Genomic DNA, 17,526 nt, shown 5'->3' with positions numbered 1-17,526 from the left:
GGGGTTCCCCCGCGTTTCCAGAATATCTCAGGTTCAATACAAGTATTGCCTCGGGTACATGCTTTTATTCTGGGCAAGGATGGGAAAGTACGACTACTGGCCTTTCTCTGCGCGTGCGGTGCACTCACGCGGTAAGTAAGAATGAGATAACGACCGCCCCGAGGAGCAGGATCGTGGCATCGCGCCTTTCCCCGCGGAGCGGTGGCGAAACCGGGTTGGACATACAATATGTTGGGCAATATAATAACAATCAGCCACAATATATAGATCCTGGCAGGGACGTTGTGCGTGGCAGCACCGAGGCGCAGCGGGAGTCAAGGCCTTCGGCGATGGCGTGCGAGCCTGATGCTCGTGGAACGGCCGGACGGTGACTACCGGGCGACGACCGGGGTGCCGGACGAGTGAGCGACACGCGCGCTTCCCGCACTTAGGGGGATAGTGATGAAGTGCCCGTACTGCGGCCATCCCGACAGCAGGGTGATAGATTCGCGTGCGACCGAGGAAGGAGCGGCGATCAGACGTCGGCGCGAATGCATGTCGTGCGGGCGCAGGTTTACGACTTACGAGGTCGTTGACGAGGTACCGCTGATGGTGGTGAAAAAAGACGGCAGGCGCGAACCATTCAATCGCAACAAGATCCTGACCGGCCTCATGAAAGCGTGCCAGAAACGACCCGTTCCCATGAGTGTGCTGGAAGAGGTAACGAGCGACGTCGAGCGCGAGTTGCGCGGCCGTCTGGAACGCGAGGTGTCAAGCCGGGAGATCGGCGAAATGGTCATCCGGAGGCTGCGGGACCTCGACAAAGTCGCCTACGTGCGCTTCGCCTCGGTGTATCGCGAATTCAAGGACATAGACACGTTCATGGACGAGCTGAAGAAGCTCCTGAACGAGGAGTGAAGAGCCCGGCGCGGCGCGGGAGCGCGGGTTTCGGCTCCGGGCCGCGGGGGCCCGGCTGTGTTTCAGTGGAGGGGTGAGCTTCGAGTGGCAGTAAGGGCTACTGTAGCGGGAGAGGATCTCCAGGGCGTAGATGCCGCGGATGGCGGCGAGAAGGGCAGATTCGCCAGGCCGTCCAGGGTGTTTACGAGCATCCAGAAACGGGACGGCAGGATAGTGCCGTTCGACGAAGCGAAGATACTGAACGCGATCAGCAAAGCCATGCGCGCAGTTGACGAGGAGAACCCGAGGCTTGCGGAGGAGCTCACGGCAAGGGTGCTCTCGCACGTGGCTGACGAGTGCGTGGGCGCCATTCCGACTGTCGAGGGCGTCCAGGACATCGTGGAGCGCGTCCTGATCGAAGCTGGCCATGCGAAGGTGGCCAAAGCTTACATTCTATATCGCGACAAGCGCACGCGGATCCGTGAAGCGAAGGCCGAGCTCATGGACGTAGTGGCCGACATCCTGGTGGAAACGAACCGCGAGAACGCCAACGTGGGGAATTCGCCCTCCGCGAAGATGCTGCAGATCGCGTCCGCAGCGAGCCGTCACTACTACCTGCACAGGCTCATCCCAGAGGACATCGCCCGGGCGCACCTGGAAGGGGACATCCACATCCACGACCTCGACTGGTACGGCAAGACGCTGACGTGCGTGCAAATACCCTTGTACGAGCTCCTGTCAAACGGCTTCAGCACGGGTCACGGGTACATACGGCCACCGAAGCGGCCTGCGTCCGCGGCGGCCCTCGCGGCCATCATCCTCCAGAGCTCCCAGAACGACATGCATGGCGGGCAGTCGTTCGGCTTCTTTGACCGTGATCTTGCTCCATTCATGGAGGGTCATTCCGAGGAAGAGGTTTTTCAGGCCATGGAGGCCCTGGTGTACAACCTCAACTCCATGCATAGCCGGGCTGGGTCGCAGGTGCCGTTCTCCTCGATCAATCTCGGGTGCGATCAAAGCGAGGCCGGCAGAATGGTCACCCGCTGCCTGCTGCTGGCTTTCGAGAAAGGCCTCGGGCGTGGGGAGAATCCGATATTCCCCAACATCATCTTCAGGGTGAAGGATGGCGTGAACATGAAGCCCGGCGACCCGAACTACGATCTCTTCAAGCTAGCGGTGCGGGTGGCGAGCCGCCGGATGAACCCGACGTTTTCGTTCATGGATTCGTCGTTCAACCGGAAATATGGCTCGGAAGTGGCGTACATGGGATGCCGCACGAGAGTCATAGGCAACCGGCATGGTCCCGAGGTGACGACAGGCCGGGGCAACCTTTCGTTCACGTCGGTCAACCTGCCCCGGGTGGCTCTCCAGTCGCGGGGCGACATAGACAGGTTCTTCACCGGGCTGTCGGAGGTCATGCGGCTCGCTGCGAGGCAGCTCTATCACCGGTACAACGTGCAACGCAAGCTCAAAGTGAAGGACATGCCGTTCCTGATGGGACAGGGTCTCTACCTGGGCTCTAAAGACCTTGGCCCGGACGATTGCATCGAGCCGGCCATCAAACACGGTACGCTGTCGATAGGGTTCATCGGGCTTGCGGAGGCTCTCAAGGTCTTGATTGGAGCGCATCACGGCGAAAGTGACGAGGCTCAGAGGCTCGGCCTCGAGATCGTGGCGTTCATGCGGGAACGGGTGGATGAGGCAGCTGAGATCCACGACCTCAATTACACGCTCCTTGCGACCCCTGCCGAGGGCCTTTCTGGGAGGTTCGTGGCTCTCGACCGCAAGCGGTTTGGCGTCGTGCCTGGGGTTACCGACAAGGAATTCTACACGAACAGCTTTCACGTGCCTGTGGATTTCGAGATAAGCATGTACGAGAAGATAAGGATCGAGGGCCAGTACCACAAGTACACCAACGCCGGACATATCTCGTACGTGGAACTCTCATCCCCGCCCATTCACAACCCCGATGCTGTCGAGGCCATCGTGCAGCACATGGCCAGCTGCGATGTGGGATACGGTGGAATCAACTTTCCGATAGACGAGTGCAGGTCGTGCTCTTACTCTGGGATCATCGAGGACACGTGCCCCAAGTGCGGATCGTCCGACATAAGAAGGGTGAGGCGCATAACCGGGTACCTGTCCACCATCGACAGGTTCAACGACGCCAAGCGCGCTGAGCTCGCTGCGCGCAAGCCCCATCTCACGTTTTGAGGCCTTTGAGGCGTGCCGCCCATATGTCGGCGTTCCCATTGAGCAGGGGGCCAGGGTCTCCGTCTCGTTTCTTAGGGGCGCCGGGTTGCCGGGGTTTGCACGAGCAGGTCTGGAAAGGTTTTACTGCATCGCGCGCCAGACTGATTCGAACGAGGCGCCACGCGGGACATGTTTCGACGGAATCCGGTCCGTCTTGCAGAAGGGCGAGGTGTTGATACGCTTTGTGCGACAGCCACAAAGCCGATCCGCGCCCAGAGAGCGAGAGAAAGCCAATGACCCCGCACTTAGGCGGGTGGCCGCGCGTGGCGGGAGGGCGGAGGGACCACCATGGCAGACTTGACGCTCAGGCTTGCTGGCATCACAAGGGAAAGCGTAGTCGACGGGCCCGGGATACGTGCGGTTGTCTTCGCCCAGGGATGCCCGCACGGGTGCAAGGGATGCCACAACCCAGAGACTCACGATCCTGCAGGAGGGCGCGCGTTCAGCCTGGATGAGGTGATAGAGCGGATGAGGCTCACGCCTATAATCCGTGGGGTGACGTTCAGCGGCGGGGAGCCTTTTGCGCAAGCTGAGGGGTTCGCGCTTCTGGGCTGGCGCTTGAAGCTTCTTGGGCTGAACATCGTCACGTACACCGGGTACACGTGGGAAGCCCTGACACGTCCTGACTCGCCGAGGGCCTGGCGCGACCTCCTCGATGTCACCGACATCCTGGTGGACGGCCCATACGTGGAGCGCGAGAGAGACACGTCGATAGCGTTTCGGGGGTCACGGAACCAGCGTATCATAGACGTGAAGGGCTCGCTCATGCTCGGCACCGTCGTGGATCTCAGCCCAAGGTATGACGGGGTCGCGGTTTGCGGAGGGTAGAGGCAGGTCGGGGCCGCGGCCGTTATCGCCGGCTTGCGACGACGCCGGAGCCTCGCGCCAGGAGCGATGGCACAGGTTTTCATCTGTGTTGTTGAGGGCACCAGGGTCGCCGCTGCGTGCGATGTACGACGGGGCGTGACGGCCTTGGCTGCTCTCGCTTGGCTCTTCTCGCCCGGCAAATGCGAAATCCTCGTGCTGCAAGCGCGCTCTCGCCCTCGCCGGGGGGCAACCCGGCAACCATGAACGGAACCTGGGCGCTGACGAGCACCGGGAACCTGTAGAGATCCGCTAGAGATGCGGTTAGTCCAGCAAAGGGTCGTATGATTCGACGGAGGTTGCACGCGAGTTGGAGGCGCGTTGTTCGAACGGCGTGGAGTACTTGGTGTTTCCGGAGATCGAGGCGCTCGGGACGGTGTCTCACGCCTTCACCACCAGGCTTGGTGGGCGGAGCGAGGGGCCGTTTGCCACGCTCAACATGGGCTTTCACGTTGGCGATGACCCGGGCCGGGTGCGCGAAAACCGGCGACTGGCTCTTTCGGCGATCAGGGCACCCGACGGCTCGCTTGTGGCGGGCGAGCAAGTCCACGGGGATGCGGTGGCAGTGGTGGGTCCGGAGGACCGCGGGCGGGACTGGTCGCCGTGGGCTCCAGGCATTCCATTGACTGATTGCCTTGTGACGGCGTCACCGGGCACTGTGATCTCCTCCTATGTGGCGGACTGCGTGCCTGTGTTCTTGGTGCACCGCTCCGGGCGCGCCGTGGGGCTCGTTCACGCCGGATGGCGTGGTATTGCGCGCCGGGCTCCAGCGAAGGCCGTGGAGGTGATGTGCCGGGCGTTCGACCTGCGCCCCCGCGATTTGCTGGCAGGCATCGGCCCGTCCATAGGCGCGTGTTGCTACGAGGTCGGAAGAGAGGTCGCGGAGGCGTGTAGTGCTGCGGCATGCAGCCATGATGTCGTCCGCCAGGTGGGTCAGGATCGCTTCCGGTTGGACCTTAAGGAAGCCTGCCGAAGAGAGCTAGAGATGGCTGGGCTTTCGCCCGGCAGCATCTTCACCTCAACCTTCTGCACGTCCTGCAGGCAAGACCTATTCTTCTCCTACAGGGGCGCCCGGGGCGTAACCGGGCGGATGGCCGCTCTGCTCTTCATCCGTGGGTAACCCTGAGACGATCCTCGCAGCCTGTCGAAACCTGAAAGGCCCGGTCTAGCGCTGTCGTACAGCTTCGGACCGCGACGAACACAAGTTGGCGGCGGCATCTTCGTCGAGGCAGGACTTGAGCTTGGGCTGTAGAAAAACTGTATGGCTGTGTAGGGTATGGGGGGTATCGGATTGTGCGTCGCGCCAGGGCTCGCGACGAAGAGCGCGGCACCGCCCGCGGGCGGGGAAGGCGAAGGCCCGCAACGCGGGGCGTGCCCCGCTCACATCTGAGGGTCGTAGGGGGTTTCGACGACGCAGACCCGGAGGCGTGCAAGGTGCCTTCCGAGCGGTCTGCACCGGACGGCGACCGGGCGAGGCGGCGCAGGCTGAGGTCGTTTGTCATGGGCGGGGCTGTGCTCGTGCTTGCCGTCACAAGCCTTACCGTGTGGTCGCTTCGAAGGGCCACGGCCATATCGGCGTTCGAGAGCCGGCTGGAGTGCGCCCAGGCAGCCTGGGGATCGGTTCAGGAAGGCTTCGATACCGAGGCGGTGGTCGTGCGCGACGAGACGGTGATCGTGGCGCCGATTGAAGGCAAGGTGCGCTTGCTGGTGGCCGAGGGCGAGCGCGTGAAGGCCGGGACGGTCGTTGCCGAGATCTGCAGGGAAGAGGCCAGGCAGCAGCTCGAGCCACCGCTTGCGGAGGCCAAGGAAGAGCTCGCCAAGTTCGATGCGTATGCTCGCGCAAGGCTCACTGAGCTGAAGAACCAGGTTGATTCATGCAGATTGGATGTTGAGAACGAGAGACGCGCGCTGGACCGTGCAAGGGCATCCCGTGACGCGTCTGGCGAGGAAAAGCACAAGGCGGCGCTCGGGCGTGCGGACACGGCGCTTGCCGCTGCGTCTCGGCGCCTCGCCGAGGAAGAGAAAGCCCTCAAGGTGCGTGGACAGGCTCTCGCCGCCAAGGTCCAAGAGCGGGAGAGGTCATACCGGCAGGCCGTGTGTGAGCTGCGTGCGAAGGAGCCCGGGGTGGTCAGCTTCGAGTTCGACGGCATGGAGAACTCGCTCACGCCGTCGTCCGCCAAGGACTTGACCCCAGACCGCGTTCGGTCGCTGGTGACGTCGCCTGTTTCCGTGAGCGATGGTTCGGAGGTCGCCGAGGGGGAGCCGGTCTTCCGTCTCATCAACAACTACCGTCTGTTGGTGTTGGCGGTCCTTTCCAACGAAGACGACCAAGTCCTGGCGTCGTCGCGGGTTCGGGTGGCATGCGGTTCCGCGTCCGACATGGGCCTCTTCCCCGCACGCGTCGTATCCAGAGGCGATCCCACACCTTCGGGAGACCGGGCAGTGTTGGTGGAGGTCTCTGGGTTTCCTCAGGAGCTCTGCGCTGCGCGACGGATTCGCGTGAGGTTCGTCACGAGGACATGCTCGGGGCTTACGATCCCGCGGCGGGCGATCGTGCGGAGCGGCGAGGGCTACTTGGTTTACGTTCCGGTGAACCTCGGTGTCGTGAGGAAACCTGTGGAGATCGTGGGAGGCGACCAGGATACCGTCGTGGTCCGCGGCCTCAAGGAAGGCGAGCGCGTTCTCACGAACCCGTCGGTGGTTCACGAGGCGCGCATCACGGTCTGGCGCTAGGTGGGACCTGGTTCCTGCGCGCCCCCTTCATAGCTCCCCGGAGACGAAAGGCTCCCTGGAGGCGAAAGGCGATTGGCTGACATTGCTTTCATGATCGAGTCCGTGCGGCGGAGGATATCCGAGGCCGCTGCAAGGGCCGGTCGAGATCCGCGTGACGTGCAGATCGTCGCGGTCACGAAGACCGTTGGTCCCGAGGCGATACGCGAGGCGGTCCGCGCCGGGATATCCATCATCGGAGAGAACCGCGTTCAGGAAGCGAGCCGGAAGTTCGCGCTTCTCGGGGCGTGCGTGGATGGGAAACCCGTCGCGTGGCACCTCATCGGTCACCTTCAGACCAACAAGGTCAAGACGGCCCTCGAGATCTTCAACCTCATCCAGTCGCTGGACTCTTGGAGGCTCGCGTGCGAGATCCAGCGGGTTGCGGAGAGACTGGACAAGGTCGTGGAATGCTTGCTCGAGATCAATGTGTCCGGCTTGCCGTCCAGGTTCGGTGTGGACCCCGACGCCGCCGTTGACTTGGCGAGACAAGTGGCGGCCCTCGATAGAGTGCGCCTCGCGGGGGTGATGGCCATCGCACCCGTGGTCGAGACGACCGAGGGCGCGCGGCCGTACTTCCGCATGGCGAAGGAGATCTGCGGGAGAATACAAGACGAGGGCCTTTTCAAAGCCGACAGAGTGTGCTTGTCCATGGGAATGACGCAGGACTTTGAGGTTGCGGTGGAGGAAGGCTCTACCATGGTGCGGATCGGCACGGGCATCTTCGGGCCAAGGCGGGGGGAGGCGGTGTTGTGAGGAAGGGCTTTATCGACAGGATCCTGGACTTCATGGGCTTCGGCGAGGTCCAGGAGGAAGAGTCCGAGGACGAGAGCGAAGTCCTCTACGACCAGCGCCTTCTCGAAACGGAGCGCGCAGCGACGCAGCCAAGGCGTGGCCGCGGCCGCGGGGTGGTTGCGTTGCCGCAACCGCCCAAGGCGAAGCTGGTGGTGACCGAGCCCCGCGCCTTCGATGATATCCCCGGGATCCTCGACCACCTCAAGAAGCGGCGTCCCGTGATAATCAGCGTGTCGGAGCTCGACCGCGATCTGGCGCGACGAGTGCTTGATTTCGCCGGTGGAGCGGCCTACGCGCTCGACGGAAGCATGCAGAAGGTGGGGGACGGTATATTCCTCTTCACCCCGAGCAATTTCGAGATAGGCCTTGACCTCCCTTCGAAAGGGGAGGTGGCCGCGACCTCGTCCACCATCTTCGAGGGTCGATGAATGGTCGCGAGATGGAGGGGGGCGGTGTCTCGTTGATCGGGGAGGACGCGAGCGGGCACGGCGCGGGCGGACGGGATGACCCCAGGGCGCTGCGGCGTGGGAAGGCCGTGAAGGGCACGGTCGCGAGCCTGCGGTTGGATGCCGTGGCCAGCCTGGGATTCGGCACGTCCCGCACGGCGATGGCCGAGGAGATCCGGCGGGGTCGCGTGAAGGTGAACGGCGTCCAGAGGCTTGACCCGTCGTTCGCGGTGAGGCCATCGGACGTGATGTCGCTCGAGGGCAGGGGGAGCGTGAGGCTTGTGGAAGTGGGCGGTGAGACCCGCAAGGGCCGGACCGTTGTCAGCCTCGAACGGGAGGTGCGGGACGACCTGTGAGCGGCGGATGTGAGATCGATGGGAGCCCGGGTCGAGGCACACTACGAGGCCAGGCCGAAGGCGGCAAAGGAAAGGGCAAGGAGAGCCCGGGCAAAGAGAGAAGGATAGCGGTCGTGGGCATCCTCGTCGAGGACAGGTTGAAGGCGGCGCCCAAGGTGAACGAGATCCTGAGCCTCCATGCAAGCATGATCGTCGGACGGATGGGCGTGCCGTACAGAGAGAAGGACGTTGCTGTTATAGCGCTGATCGTTGACGGCACGACCGACGAGATAGGAAGCCTCACCGGGAAGCTCGGGAGCCTGGACGGAGTGAAGGTGAGGTCCGCGGTGACCACTTGAGGGGAGGCGGTGGAGACGGCGCATCCAAGGACACCAGGTGGAAGAGCGAGGCTGAGCGTGAGAGTGAAGCCCCGCTCTTCCGTTTCGGAAGTGGTCGGGCTCGAGGACGGCGTCCTTGTGGTGAGGGTGAGCGCGCCCCCTGTGGAAGGACTTGCCAATCGTGCCGTATGCGAGCTGATTGCGGACTTGGTCGGGGTGGGAAGGTCGTCCGTGACCGTCGAAAACGGTGAGAAGGGGCGGGACAAGGTCATCGCCATCGAGGGCGTCCCCCAGGAACGGGTCGACGAGTTACTCACTAAACTAAAGAACGAACGACCGGGGCACCCTAAGTAGCGGCGGAAGGGGTAGCGGACGAGGGCTGGCACCGACGCTCGGGCAGCGCGGCCGTGCGGTGATCTCCTTAGGGCGATGGAGAAGAAACGGGGAGAAGCCAGGGCGACCATCGACCAGGATACGGCGAACACGCTCATACGTCGCATCGCTGAACTGTCGCTCGCCATGGACAAGATGAATATTGCGGAGTATGTGGAGTTCCTCCGGAATCCCCGGCGGATCATCTACGTCAACTTCCTGGGCGGTCTTGCGCGGGGTTTCGGCATCGGCATAGGGGCGACCGTCCTTGCCGCAGTCTTTCTTCTGATTCTCTCCCGCCTAGTGCAGCTCAACCTTCCGGTCATCGGACGTTTCATAGCAGAGATCGTGAGGATAGTCTCAGACCACCTCCAAGTTCGCTGAGAGATGGTGGTCAGGCGCGAGAGCGCGGCGTGGAAGGCGTGGCTGCGGGCCGCGGGGCCCGTGTGCGGTAATCAGTGGAGATGAGACGAGTGGAACGGCGAACCCAGGAGAAGTTCCTTCAGAGGCTCTTGCAAGAGAGAGTACGGTTGAGGCACAGGATCGATATCCTCGAAGGGCGCGGCGGCCAAGGGGGGCTCGACGCGTCGATGCAGGACTCCATCGGGGAGTTCTCGATGTATGACAATCACCCGGCTGACGTCGGGACCGAGCTCTTCGAGAGGGCGAAAGACGTCAAGTTCCGCGACGACGCACGGGTGCTCCTCAAACTCATCGATGAGGCCATCGAGAGAGCGAGGAGCGGAGCCTACGGCACGTGCGAACGTTGCGGGCGTGAGATCGACCCGCGCAGGCTTGAGATGATACCTTACGCAGCGCTCTGCTCCCGCTGCCAAGAGGACGTCGAGCGCGAGATCCCCACAAGGCGGGTGCGTCCGATCGAAGAGGAGGCCATCGGGAGGCCTTTCGGTGTTCACATCCTCGATGGCAGGACCCCCGGCATAGACGGCGAGGACGTATGGCAAGACGTAGCGCGCTACGGCACGTCCAGCACGCCTCAGGACGTGCCCGGCGCGGAGGAGTATGGGGAGGCGTTCGAGGACGCGGACGAGGTCGAAGGCGCAGTGGAGCAGGTTGACCTCATCATGGCAGAGAATCCAGATGAAATCCCGCCCGACCCTGACGCGCCGCGCGAGCGTTCTTGAAAGCCCCCTGTGTATGTGGTACAATACCCACGGCGTATGATTCTTCGGCACTGGCGCTCAGCCGGTCGCCGCTCGAGCGGGCGAAACATGTTTGGAGCGCGCACATGGGTTCGGCAGGGGCTCGCTGCCGCCGCCGTTGCCGCGGCGGACCAGATGACCAAGGCCGTCATTGAGATGACCATGCCCCAGGGCGGTGGTTTCCCTGTTCTTTGGGGATTCGCGCGGATCACCCATGTGCGCAACCCCGGGGCCGCTTTCGGTATCTTTAGCACAGCAACGATCCCGGTGGTCGTGTCCGTTCTCGTGGTGGCCTGGTGGGTGGTGGCGAACGCGACCGGGACGGTTCACAAGCATGGCCGGCCCTTCGAGGCAGGGTCAGCGCTTGTGCTTGGGGGCGCCGTTGGCAACCTCATCGACCGGGTCCGGGTCGGGTACGTCGTAGATTTCATCGACCTCCGCTTCTGGCCGGTGTTCAATCTTGCGGACGTTGCCATTACTGCAGGAGCGCTCTTGTTGGTATACGCATTGGTTCTGGGGAGAACCGGGGGGAGGAGTTGCGAGTGAGGCCAATACTGTTCCAGATATGGCGCATACCGGTCTTTTCCTATGGTTTCCTTCTGGCGGTCGCATTCGTCATTGGCACCATCCTCGGGATGAGAGAGGCGAAGCGCAGGGGCATAAACCCCGACAAGATCATCGACCTCGCCCTGTATACGTGCATCGCCGGGATCGTTGGCGCGAGGGTCTTGTTCATCCTGCTTGACATCCCAACCTACTTTCAGGACCCGGTCAAGATCATCAATTTGAGGGACGGTGGCCTTTCCTTTCAGGGTGGCCTTGCTCTCGCGATACTAGTGGGCATCTGGTTCGCGCGGCACGAGAAGCTGAATCCATGGGTCTTGGCTGACGTGGCCGCACCCATTATTCCTCTTGCGTACGCTCTGGTGCGAGTGGGATGCCTTCTGAACGGGTGCTGCTACGGTCTTCCCGCTAGCCTGCCGTGGGCGCTTGCGTGCAAGGCTGGTGACCAGACGCTTCGTCATCCGACGCAGATCTACGCGGCAGTCCTCAGCCTCGTCATCTTCTTCATCCTCTACCGACTGAGGAACCACAAGCGATTCCCAGGATACCTTATGTTCCTGTACGTCGGGCTGTACTCGGTGTCCAGGTTCATAGTGGAGATCTTCCGCGACGTGCCGAGAATGCTGGGCCCGCTCTCCTTGGCACAGCTAGCCAGCATAGTGTTAGCGTTCGGCGCGTTTGCGTGCATCTCCATCCTGTCGAGCGAGCACGCCGAGGAGCAGCGGTCGAGCCAGGCACAGGCGGTGGGGCGCGAGTAACATGGGCCTGCCACCGGTTGAAAACCGAGTGGACGAGAACGATGAGGGCAAGCGTCTCGACGTTTATATCGCGGGGCGCCTTGCCCTCTCACGTTCCGCGGCGCAGAGACTCATCGATGAGGGCCGCGCACTCGTGGACGGCGCGCGCGCGAAGGCGGCCAGGCGGGTGCGGGCTGGTGATCTCGTGACCGTGGAGCTGCCCGAGCCCCAGCCGCTTGATGTGGCGCCGGAAGATCTGCCCTTGGACATCCTATATGAGGACAGCGACATCATCGTCATCAACAAGCCACGGGGCCTTGTGGTTCACCCGGCCGCGGGGAACTGGTCGGGGACGTTGGTAAACGCGCTCCTTGCCCATTGTCGCGACCTTTCGGGCATAGGCGGGAAGATCCGGCCGGGAATAGTCCATCGGCTCGACAAAGACACCTCGGGCGTGATCGTAGCTGCGAAGAACGACGCGACCCACCTGGCCCTCTCAAGGGCTCTCAAGGAGCGAGCGATCGAGAAGACATATCTCGCTGTAGTGCACGGCGTGCCGCGGGCGGCGCGCGGCGTCATAGACGCTCCCATTGGCCGGCACCCGGTCCAGAGAAAGAGGATGGCGGTGGTTCCGGAGGGACAAGGCAGGGCCGCTCTCACCGAGTACGAAGTGCTCGAAGACCTAGATGGGTACGCGCTGCTGAAGCTCCATCCCGTGACGGGCAGGACTCATCAGATCAGGGTTCACCTCGCCCACATCGGCCACCCTATCGTGGGCGATCCCGTCTACGGGGGACGCAGGGAGCGGACGGCCAGGAGGGCTCCGGAGATCTCGGGCCAAGCCTTGCACGCAGCGGCCGTGAGCTTCAACCATCCGCGCACCGGTGAGAGAATGACGTTCACCGCGCCACTTCCTGATGACATGCGCCGGCTTCTCGCCCGCTTGCGCTCGGAGGCGCGTGAAAAGTTGTGACAGAGGGCTCTTGACATTCAACCGAGGAGTGTGGTATGGTCGAGGCGACGACAGACGAATAACACGTTGCGCCGGTGTTGCCAGCTGATGGATCCGTGAACGGCGAGGTGGCTGGTCGGCCGGCGCGCGAGGGAAAGTGCGTCTAGGGTTCCACCCGCCAGGCGCGCGGCGCAGTGACGGGGCTCGGTCCGAGCGACGCAGGCCCGCGGCGAGGCGTCGCGGTGCTACACCTTGAGGGATAAAAGCCCCGGCGGATAGGTTTCACTCGAAGCCTATCCGCCGGGGCTTTGGTATTTCCTGGGCATTGGAGGCGGCTGAAATGAGCGGCGAACACAGGCGAGATAGCCTCAAGACCGCTGGCGGCGCGGGCGCGAGGGTCATGGTGATGATGGGGAGCGATTCCGACCTCCCGGTCATGCGGGAGTGTATCGACACGCTCAGGGCGTTCGGAGTTGAATGCGAGGTCGTTGTGACGTCCGCCCACCGGTCGCTCGACCGGACGATCAGCATCGCACGCGAGGCGGCGGGGCGCGGCATTCGGGTCATCGTCGCCGCCGCTGGCGGGGCTGCGCACCTTGCCGGCGTCGTGGCTGCCGCAACGGTGCTCCCGGTTATCGGAGTGCCGTGTGGCGGGTCGGCGCTCGCCGGTGTGGACGCGCTCTATTCCACGGTCCAGATGCCGCCCGGGGTGCCTGTCGCGTGTGTGGGGATAGGCGCAGCGCTGAATGCAGCACTTCTCGCGATCTCGATCCTCGCGACGTCGGACCCGAATCTTTCGGCGAGCCTGACCCGGTACCGGGACCAACTCGCGCAGCAGGTGGAGGCGAAACACGCCCGGGTGATCGAGACGCTCGGGAGACAGGGATGAGGTACGTCGTTGAAGTTGAAGGCTTTTGGCTTCAGGCTTTACCCAGGCTTCAGGCTCCAGACGGACTCGCAATCGGCGAAAACACGATGCCGGAGAGGGAGGCGCAGCTGAGATGACCCTGTCTGACGTGGCAAGACCCAACGAGCTCGTATACGAGGGAAAGGCGAAGCGAGTCTATCGCATGAATGACCCCGACTGCTATCTCGTTGAGTTCAAGGATGATGCAACCGCTCTGGACGGTCGAAAGAGGGGAAAGATCGCGGGCAAGGGCACAGTGAACTGCCAGGTTTCGGCGGCGCTTTTCACCCACCTTGAGTCCCGCTCCATACGGACCCACTTCGTGAGGCTCGAGAGTGAGAACACCATGGTCGTGCGGAGGCTTTCCATGCTTCCGCTGGAGGTCGTTGTGAGGAACATCGTTGCGGGCAGCCTCTCAAGGAGGCTCGGCATTGCGGAAGGCACGCGGCCCGCATTCCCCATCATCGAGTTCTACTACAAGAGCGACGCCCTCGGCGACCCCCTCGTCGTGGAGGACCATATCGTTGGGCTGGGACTCGCCTCGCGCGACGTCGTCTCAAGCCTGCGGGAAGCTGCGGGCGCTGTAAACCGGGAACTCGCGCCGTTCCTTGCCGAGAGGGGGCTCGTTCTGGTTGACTTCAAGCTGGAGTTCGGATGGTCCGACGGCGTGCTCCTGCTCGGGGACGAGATCTCGCCGGACACGTGCAGGCTCTGGGACGTCGCCAGCGGCGAGCGGCTCGACAAGGACCGCTTCAGGCGAGACATGGGGGGCGTCGAGGAGGCATACGCGGAGGTCCTGCGGCGCGTGGTGGGCGAGCCCACACGATGGACGTCCGGAGAAGGGGAGGGCAGCAGGCCGTGAGATTCAAGGCTCAGGTCACCGTGACTTTGAAACAGTCCATACTGGACCCCCAGGGGTCTGCGGTGAAGAGGGCGCTCCACGCTATGAGCCACGATAACGTCCTGGACGTGCGCATTGGCAAGCACATCGAACTCGTCCTGGAGTCGAGCGATCGGGAATCCGCCAGGCGCGAGATACAGGACATCGCTGACAAGCTCCTGGCAAACCCCGTCATCGAGAACTTCTCGCTTGACGTGACGGAGCTCGGCGAGGCTGGAGGCGGGGCGGGATGAGGGTCGGGGTGGTGGTGTTCCCGGGATCCAACTGCGACGCCGACTGCTACCGGGCGGTTGAATCGTTCGGCGTAGACGTGAGGTACGTCTGGTATCAAGACCGCGACCTTGGCGGGCACGATCTCGTGATCCTCCCCGGGGGCTTCTCGTATGGGGATTACCTCCGCGCCGGGGCGATCGCGAGATTCTCGCCGATAATGGACGAGGTGGTGGAGTTCGCCGAGGCGGGCGGGCTTGTCCTCGGAATATGCAACGGCTTTCAAATACTCCTCGAGTGCGGTCTGCTGCCTGGCGCCATGTTGACGAACGCGGTCCCGAGATTCAGGTGCGAGCGCGTGCACCTGCGTGTGGAGAATGCCCTCACCCCCTTCACCCGTCTCTGCCGGCCCGGACAGGTGCTCTCGATGCCGATAGCTCACGCCACGGGCAACTACTACGCGGATGACGCAACCCTGGACCATCTCGAGCGGAGCGGCCGGGTGGTGTTCCGGTACGTCAACAGGGAAGGCGTAGCCGCGCCGGAGGCGAATCCCAACGGTTCGTGCCGCTCCATCGCGGGGATAACCAACGAACGTGGGAACGTGCTCGGTATGATGCCCCACCCCGAGCGGGCATGCGAGGCCGTCTTGGGGGGCACCGACGGCAGACTGGTCTTTGCCTCGGCCTTCGATTTCCTTTCGGGAGGTGGGAAGCTTGGGTGAGAAGCCGTGGCGGGAGATGGGCCTCTCTGATGAGGAGTATCAACGCGTCCTGGACATCCTCGGACGCGAGCCCAACCTTGTAGAACTCGGCATGTTCGCTGTCATGTGGTCGGAGCACTGCAGCTACAAGAACTCCAAGGCCTTGCTCGCCCTCCTGCCAACAGCCGGCAAGCGCGTGATTCAGGGACCGGGCGAGAACGCGGGCGTGGTGGACATCGGGGACGGCCTGGCCGTGGTATTCAAGATCGAAAGCCACAACCATCCCTCCGCTGTCGAGCCGTACCAAGGCGCGGCAACAGGGGTCGGCGGCATCATTCGCGACATCTTCACGATGGGCGCCCGCCCTATCGCGCTCCTCGACTCCCTGAGGTTCGGACCGCTCTCGGATCCCCACTCGCGGCACCTCTTTGGCCAGGTGGTGGCGGGCATAGCTGGGTACGGAAACTCCATCGGCATACCCACGGTGGGGGGGGAGGTCGCGACGCACGAGAGCTTTAGGGAAAGCCCTCTTGTGAACGTGATGTGCGTGGGCGTGGCCCCGGCATCCGCAGTCAAGAAGTCCGCGGCCCGCGGTGCAGGAAATCCGGTCATGGTGGTGGGCGCACGCACGGGACGGGACGGGATGCACGGCGCGACATTTGCATCGGCGGAGCTATCTCCCGAGGCTATGGCCAAGCGGTCCGCGGTTCAGGTTGGAGACCCGTTCATGGAGAAGCTCCTGGTCGAGGCGTGCCTGGAGCTATACGCTCTCGGGGAGGACGTGGTCGTCGGAATCCAGGATATGGGCGCGGCAGGGCTGACGTGCTCGTCGTGTGAGATGGCTTCCCACGGGGGCGTGGGCATGGAGATCGACATCGCCAAGGTGCCGAGGCGCGAGGAGGGCATGACCCCGTACGAGGTCATGCTCTCGGAGTCCCAGGAGAGGATGCTCGTGACGGTGAAGGCTGGCAGCGAGCCCCAGGTGGAACGGGTTTTCAAGAAGTGGGGGCTCGAGGCGACTGTGGTCGGCCGCGTCACCAGCGACGGTGTCCTGCGGGTGAGAGACGGAGCCGCCATCGTGGCGGAAGTGCCTGCGAAGGCGCTCACAGACATGGCTCCGTGCTACATCAGGGAGGCCGTGGAGCCGGAGTACTTCAGGCGAGAGAGGGCGCGCGACCTTGCGAGCGTGCCCGAGCCGGACGACTATGGTGCCGCTATCTCGAGTCTCCTGGCGTCGCCCGGTATCGCAAGCAAGGAATGGGTGTACAGCCAATACGACCACCAAGTCGGGACCAACACTGTCGTGCTCCCGGGGAAGGGCACCTCAGTGGTGAGAGTGACCGGCACGAGGAAAGGCCTTGCACTCACGTGCGACGCGAACTCGGTTTTCTGCTACCTCGACCCTTGGGCGGGTGCCGCCCACGCCGTGGCTGAGGCCGCGCGAAACGTCGCCGCAATGGGGGCGGAGCCTGTGGGGATCACCGACTGCCTGAATTTCGGCAACCCCGAGAAGCCCGAGGTCTTCTGGCAGTTCAAGAGGGCGGTCGAAGGCATGGCGGAGGCGGCGCGGGCGCTTGAGATCCCGGTGACCGGCGGAAACGTGAGCTTTTACAACGAGTCGGCGAAGCCCGGGTCGCCCGCGGTGGCGGTTTACCCGACGCCCGTAGTCGGGATGGTCGGCCTCATCGAGGACCTGGCTTACCTGACGACCCCCGGCTTCAAGCACGAGGGAGACACCGTGGCGGTTCTCGGGCTGACGTACGACGAGATCGGAGCGACCGCGTACCTAGCCGAGGTACACGGGATCGAGGGAGGGCCTGTGCCCGCCGTGCGCCTCGATGCGGAGCGCGCCCTGATTCAGCTATCGATCTCCCTCATCCGCAGAGGCCTCCTTTCCTCGTGCCATGACCTGTCCGAGGGCGGTCTCGCCGTCGCGCTCTCCGAGGCGTGCATCCTGGGGCGCGATGGTGACGGGATCGGAGCGCGCGTGAGGCTGCCTGGCAGTCTGCGTGCGGACCGGTTCCTCTTCAGCGAGTCCGGGGCCAGGATGTTGGTATCCTTTCCGCCGGCTGCGCTGACCGACGTGCTCGCGATGGCGGATAGCCGCGACGTGCCTGTGACGGTGCTCGGCGAGGTAGGCGGAACGCGTCTTGTCATCGAGGATGATCGGCGGGACGAGGGGCGGGACGGGGGGCGGGACGAGTGCACGGGCCCTCAGTCGAGCCGCGCAAGGCGAGGGGCCCGCACGCTCGTGGACATCCCAGTACAAGAGCTCGCGAGAGTGTACCGGGGGGCGATAGCATGGGCCATGGGATCCTAGATCTCGTGCCGGGTCCGATGG

At 63.6% G+C, this 17,526-nt stretch carries 20 protein-coding genes; all 20 read left to right on the top strand.

What is annotated here, in order from left to right; translation table 11 throughout:
* The first annotated feature begins 441 nt into the window (after positions 1-441).
* The 20 genes from nrdR to purL all read left to right on the top strand — a co-directional run bounded on the left by nrdR (position 442) and on the right by purL (position 17,505).
* On the top strand, positions 442-897 hold the full coding sequence (gene nrdR, locus GX515_10330; protein HHY33385.1) for a transcriptional repressor NrdR: 456 nt from the start codon (positions 442-444) through the stop codon (positions 895-897).
* A gap of 177 nt (positions 898-1,074) precedes the next feature.
* Complete coding sequence (gene nrdD / locus GX515_10325) at positions 1,075-3,090, top strand: anaerobic ribonucleoside-triphosphate reductase (protein HHY33384.1); 2,016 nt, start codon at positions 1,075-1,077, stop codon at positions 3,088-3,090.
* A gap of 327 nt (positions 3,091-3,417) precedes the next feature.
* Positions 3,418-3,957, top strand: a complete 540-nt coding sequence (gene nrdG / locus GX515_10320) for an anaerobic ribonucleoside-triphosphate reductase activating protein (protein ID HHY33383.1) — start codon at positions 3,418-3,420, stop codon at positions 3,955-3,957.
* Between the two features lie 346 nt (positions 3,958-4,303).
* A complete protein-coding gene (gene pgeF / locus GX515_10315) occupies positions 4,304-5,113 on the top strand; it encodes a peptidoglycan editing factor PgeF (protein ID HHY33382.1) in 810 nt (269 codons plus the stop codon).
* Between the two features lie 314 nt (positions 5,114-5,427).
* Positions 5,428-6,726, top strand: a complete 1,299-nt coding sequence (locus GX515_10310; GenBank protein HHY33381.1) for a hypothetical protein — start codon at positions 5,428-5,430, stop codon at positions 6,724-6,726.
* A gap of 90 nt (positions 6,727-6,816) precedes the next feature.
* Positions 6,817-7,518 (top strand): YggS family pyridoxal phosphate-dependent enzyme, encoded by a 702-nt coding sequence (locus GX515_10305; protein HHY33380.1) that lies wholly within the window; start codon positions 6,817-6,819, stop codon positions 7,516-7,518.
* Entirely contained in the window at positions 7,515-7,985 is a 471-nt protein-coding gene (locus GX515_10300; GenBank protein ID HHY33379.1) for a cell division protein SepF, read from the top strand. Before GX515_10305 ends, GX515_10300 begins: the two co-directional genes overlap by 4 nt.
* A gap of 32 nt (positions 7,986-8,017) precedes the next feature.
* Complete coding sequence (locus GX515_10295) at positions 8,018-8,359, top strand: hypothetical protein (GenBank protein HHY33378.1); 342 nt, start codon at positions 8,018-8,020, stop codon at positions 8,357-8,359.
* A 14-nt stretch (positions 8,360-8,373) separates the two neighbouring features.
* Positions 8,374-8,697: a CopG family transcriptional regulator gene (locus tag GX515_10290; protein HHY33377.1), complete on the top strand. Its 324-nt coding sequence runs from the start codon at positions 8,374-8,376 to the stop codon at positions 8,695-8,697.
* 51 nt (positions 8,698-8,748) lie between these two features.
* Positions 8,749-9,030 carry a DUF167 domain-containing protein gene (locus GX515_10285; protein HHY33376.1) on the top strand — a complete coding sequence of 94 codons (282 nt, stop codon included), beginning with the start codon at positions 8,749-8,751 and terminating at the stop codon, positions 9,028-9,030.
* Positions 9,031-9,105: 75 nt separating this feature from the next.
* Positions 9,106-9,432, top strand: a complete 327-nt coding sequence (locus tag GX515_10280) for a hypothetical protein (protein ID HHY33375.1) — start codon at positions 9,106-9,108, stop codon at positions 9,430-9,432.
* An 89-nt stretch (positions 9,433-9,521) separates the two neighbouring features.
* The gene (locus GX515_10275) at positions 9,522-10,193 is read left to right on the top strand and encodes a conjugal transfer protein TraR (GenBank protein ID HHY33374.1); all 672 of its coding nucleotides are present in this window, start codon (positions 9,522-9,524) and stop codon (positions 10,191-10,193) included.
* An 87-nt stretch (positions 10,194-10,280) separates the two neighbouring features.
* Positions 10,281-10,757, top strand: coding sequence for a signal peptidase II (gene lspA, locus GX515_10270; protein HHY33373.1), 477 nt, complete (start codon positions 10,281-10,283; stop codon positions 10,755-10,757).
* Positions 10,754-11,533, top strand: a complete 780-nt coding sequence (gene lgt / locus GX515_10265; protein HHY33372.1) for a prolipoprotein diacylglyceryl transferase — start codon at positions 10,754-10,756, stop codon at positions 11,531-11,533. The genes lspA and lgt overlap by 4 nt, the downstream gene beginning before the upstream one ends.
* Before the next feature lies 1 nt (position 11,534).
* Positions 11,535-12,485, top strand: a complete 951-nt coding sequence (locus GX515_10260) for an RluA family pseudouridine synthase (protein HHY33371.1) — start codon at positions 11,535-11,537, stop codon at positions 12,483-12,485.
* 319 nt (positions 12,486-12,804) lie between these two features.
* The gene (gene purE, locus GX515_10255; GenBank protein ID HHY33370.1) at positions 12,805-13,353 is read left to right on the top strand and encodes a 5-(carboxyamino)imidazole ribonucleotide mutase; all 549 of its coding nucleotides are present in this window, start codon (positions 12,805-12,807) and stop codon (positions 13,351-13,353) included.
* A 112-nt stretch (positions 13,354-13,465) separates the two neighbouring features.
* A complete protein-coding gene (locus tag GX515_10250; GenBank protein ID HHY33369.1) occupies positions 13,466-14,233 on the top strand; it encodes a phosphoribosylaminoimidazolesuccinocarboxamide synthase in 768 nt (255 codons plus the stop codon).
* Positions 14,197-14,505, top strand: a complete 309-nt coding sequence (purS, locus tag GX515_10245; protein ID HHY33368.1) for a phosphoribosylformylglycinamidine synthase subunit PurS — start codon at positions 14,197-14,199, stop codon at positions 14,503-14,505. The genes GX515_10250 and purS overlap by 37 nt, the downstream gene beginning before the upstream one ends.
* Entirely contained in the window at positions 14,502-15,206 is a 705-nt protein-coding gene (gene purQ / locus GX515_10240; protein HHY33367.1) for a phosphoribosylformylglycinamidine synthase subunit PurQ, read from the top strand. Before purS ends, purQ begins: the two co-directional genes overlap by 4 nt.
* A complete protein-coding gene (gene purL / locus GX515_10235; protein HHY33366.1) occupies positions 15,199-17,505 on the top strand; it encodes a phosphoribosylformylglycinamidine synthase subunit PurL in 2,307 nt (768 codons plus the stop codon). Before purQ ends, purL begins: the two co-directional genes overlap by 8 nt.
* Positions 17,506-17,526: the final 21 nt, after the last annotated feature.

It is taken from the genome of Bacillota bacterium (assembly GCA_012842395.1).
Lineage (GTDB): Bacteria > Bacillota > SHA-98 > UBA4971 > UBA4971 > UBA6256.
This window is presented reverse-complemented; position numbering and strand designations above follow the sequence as displayed.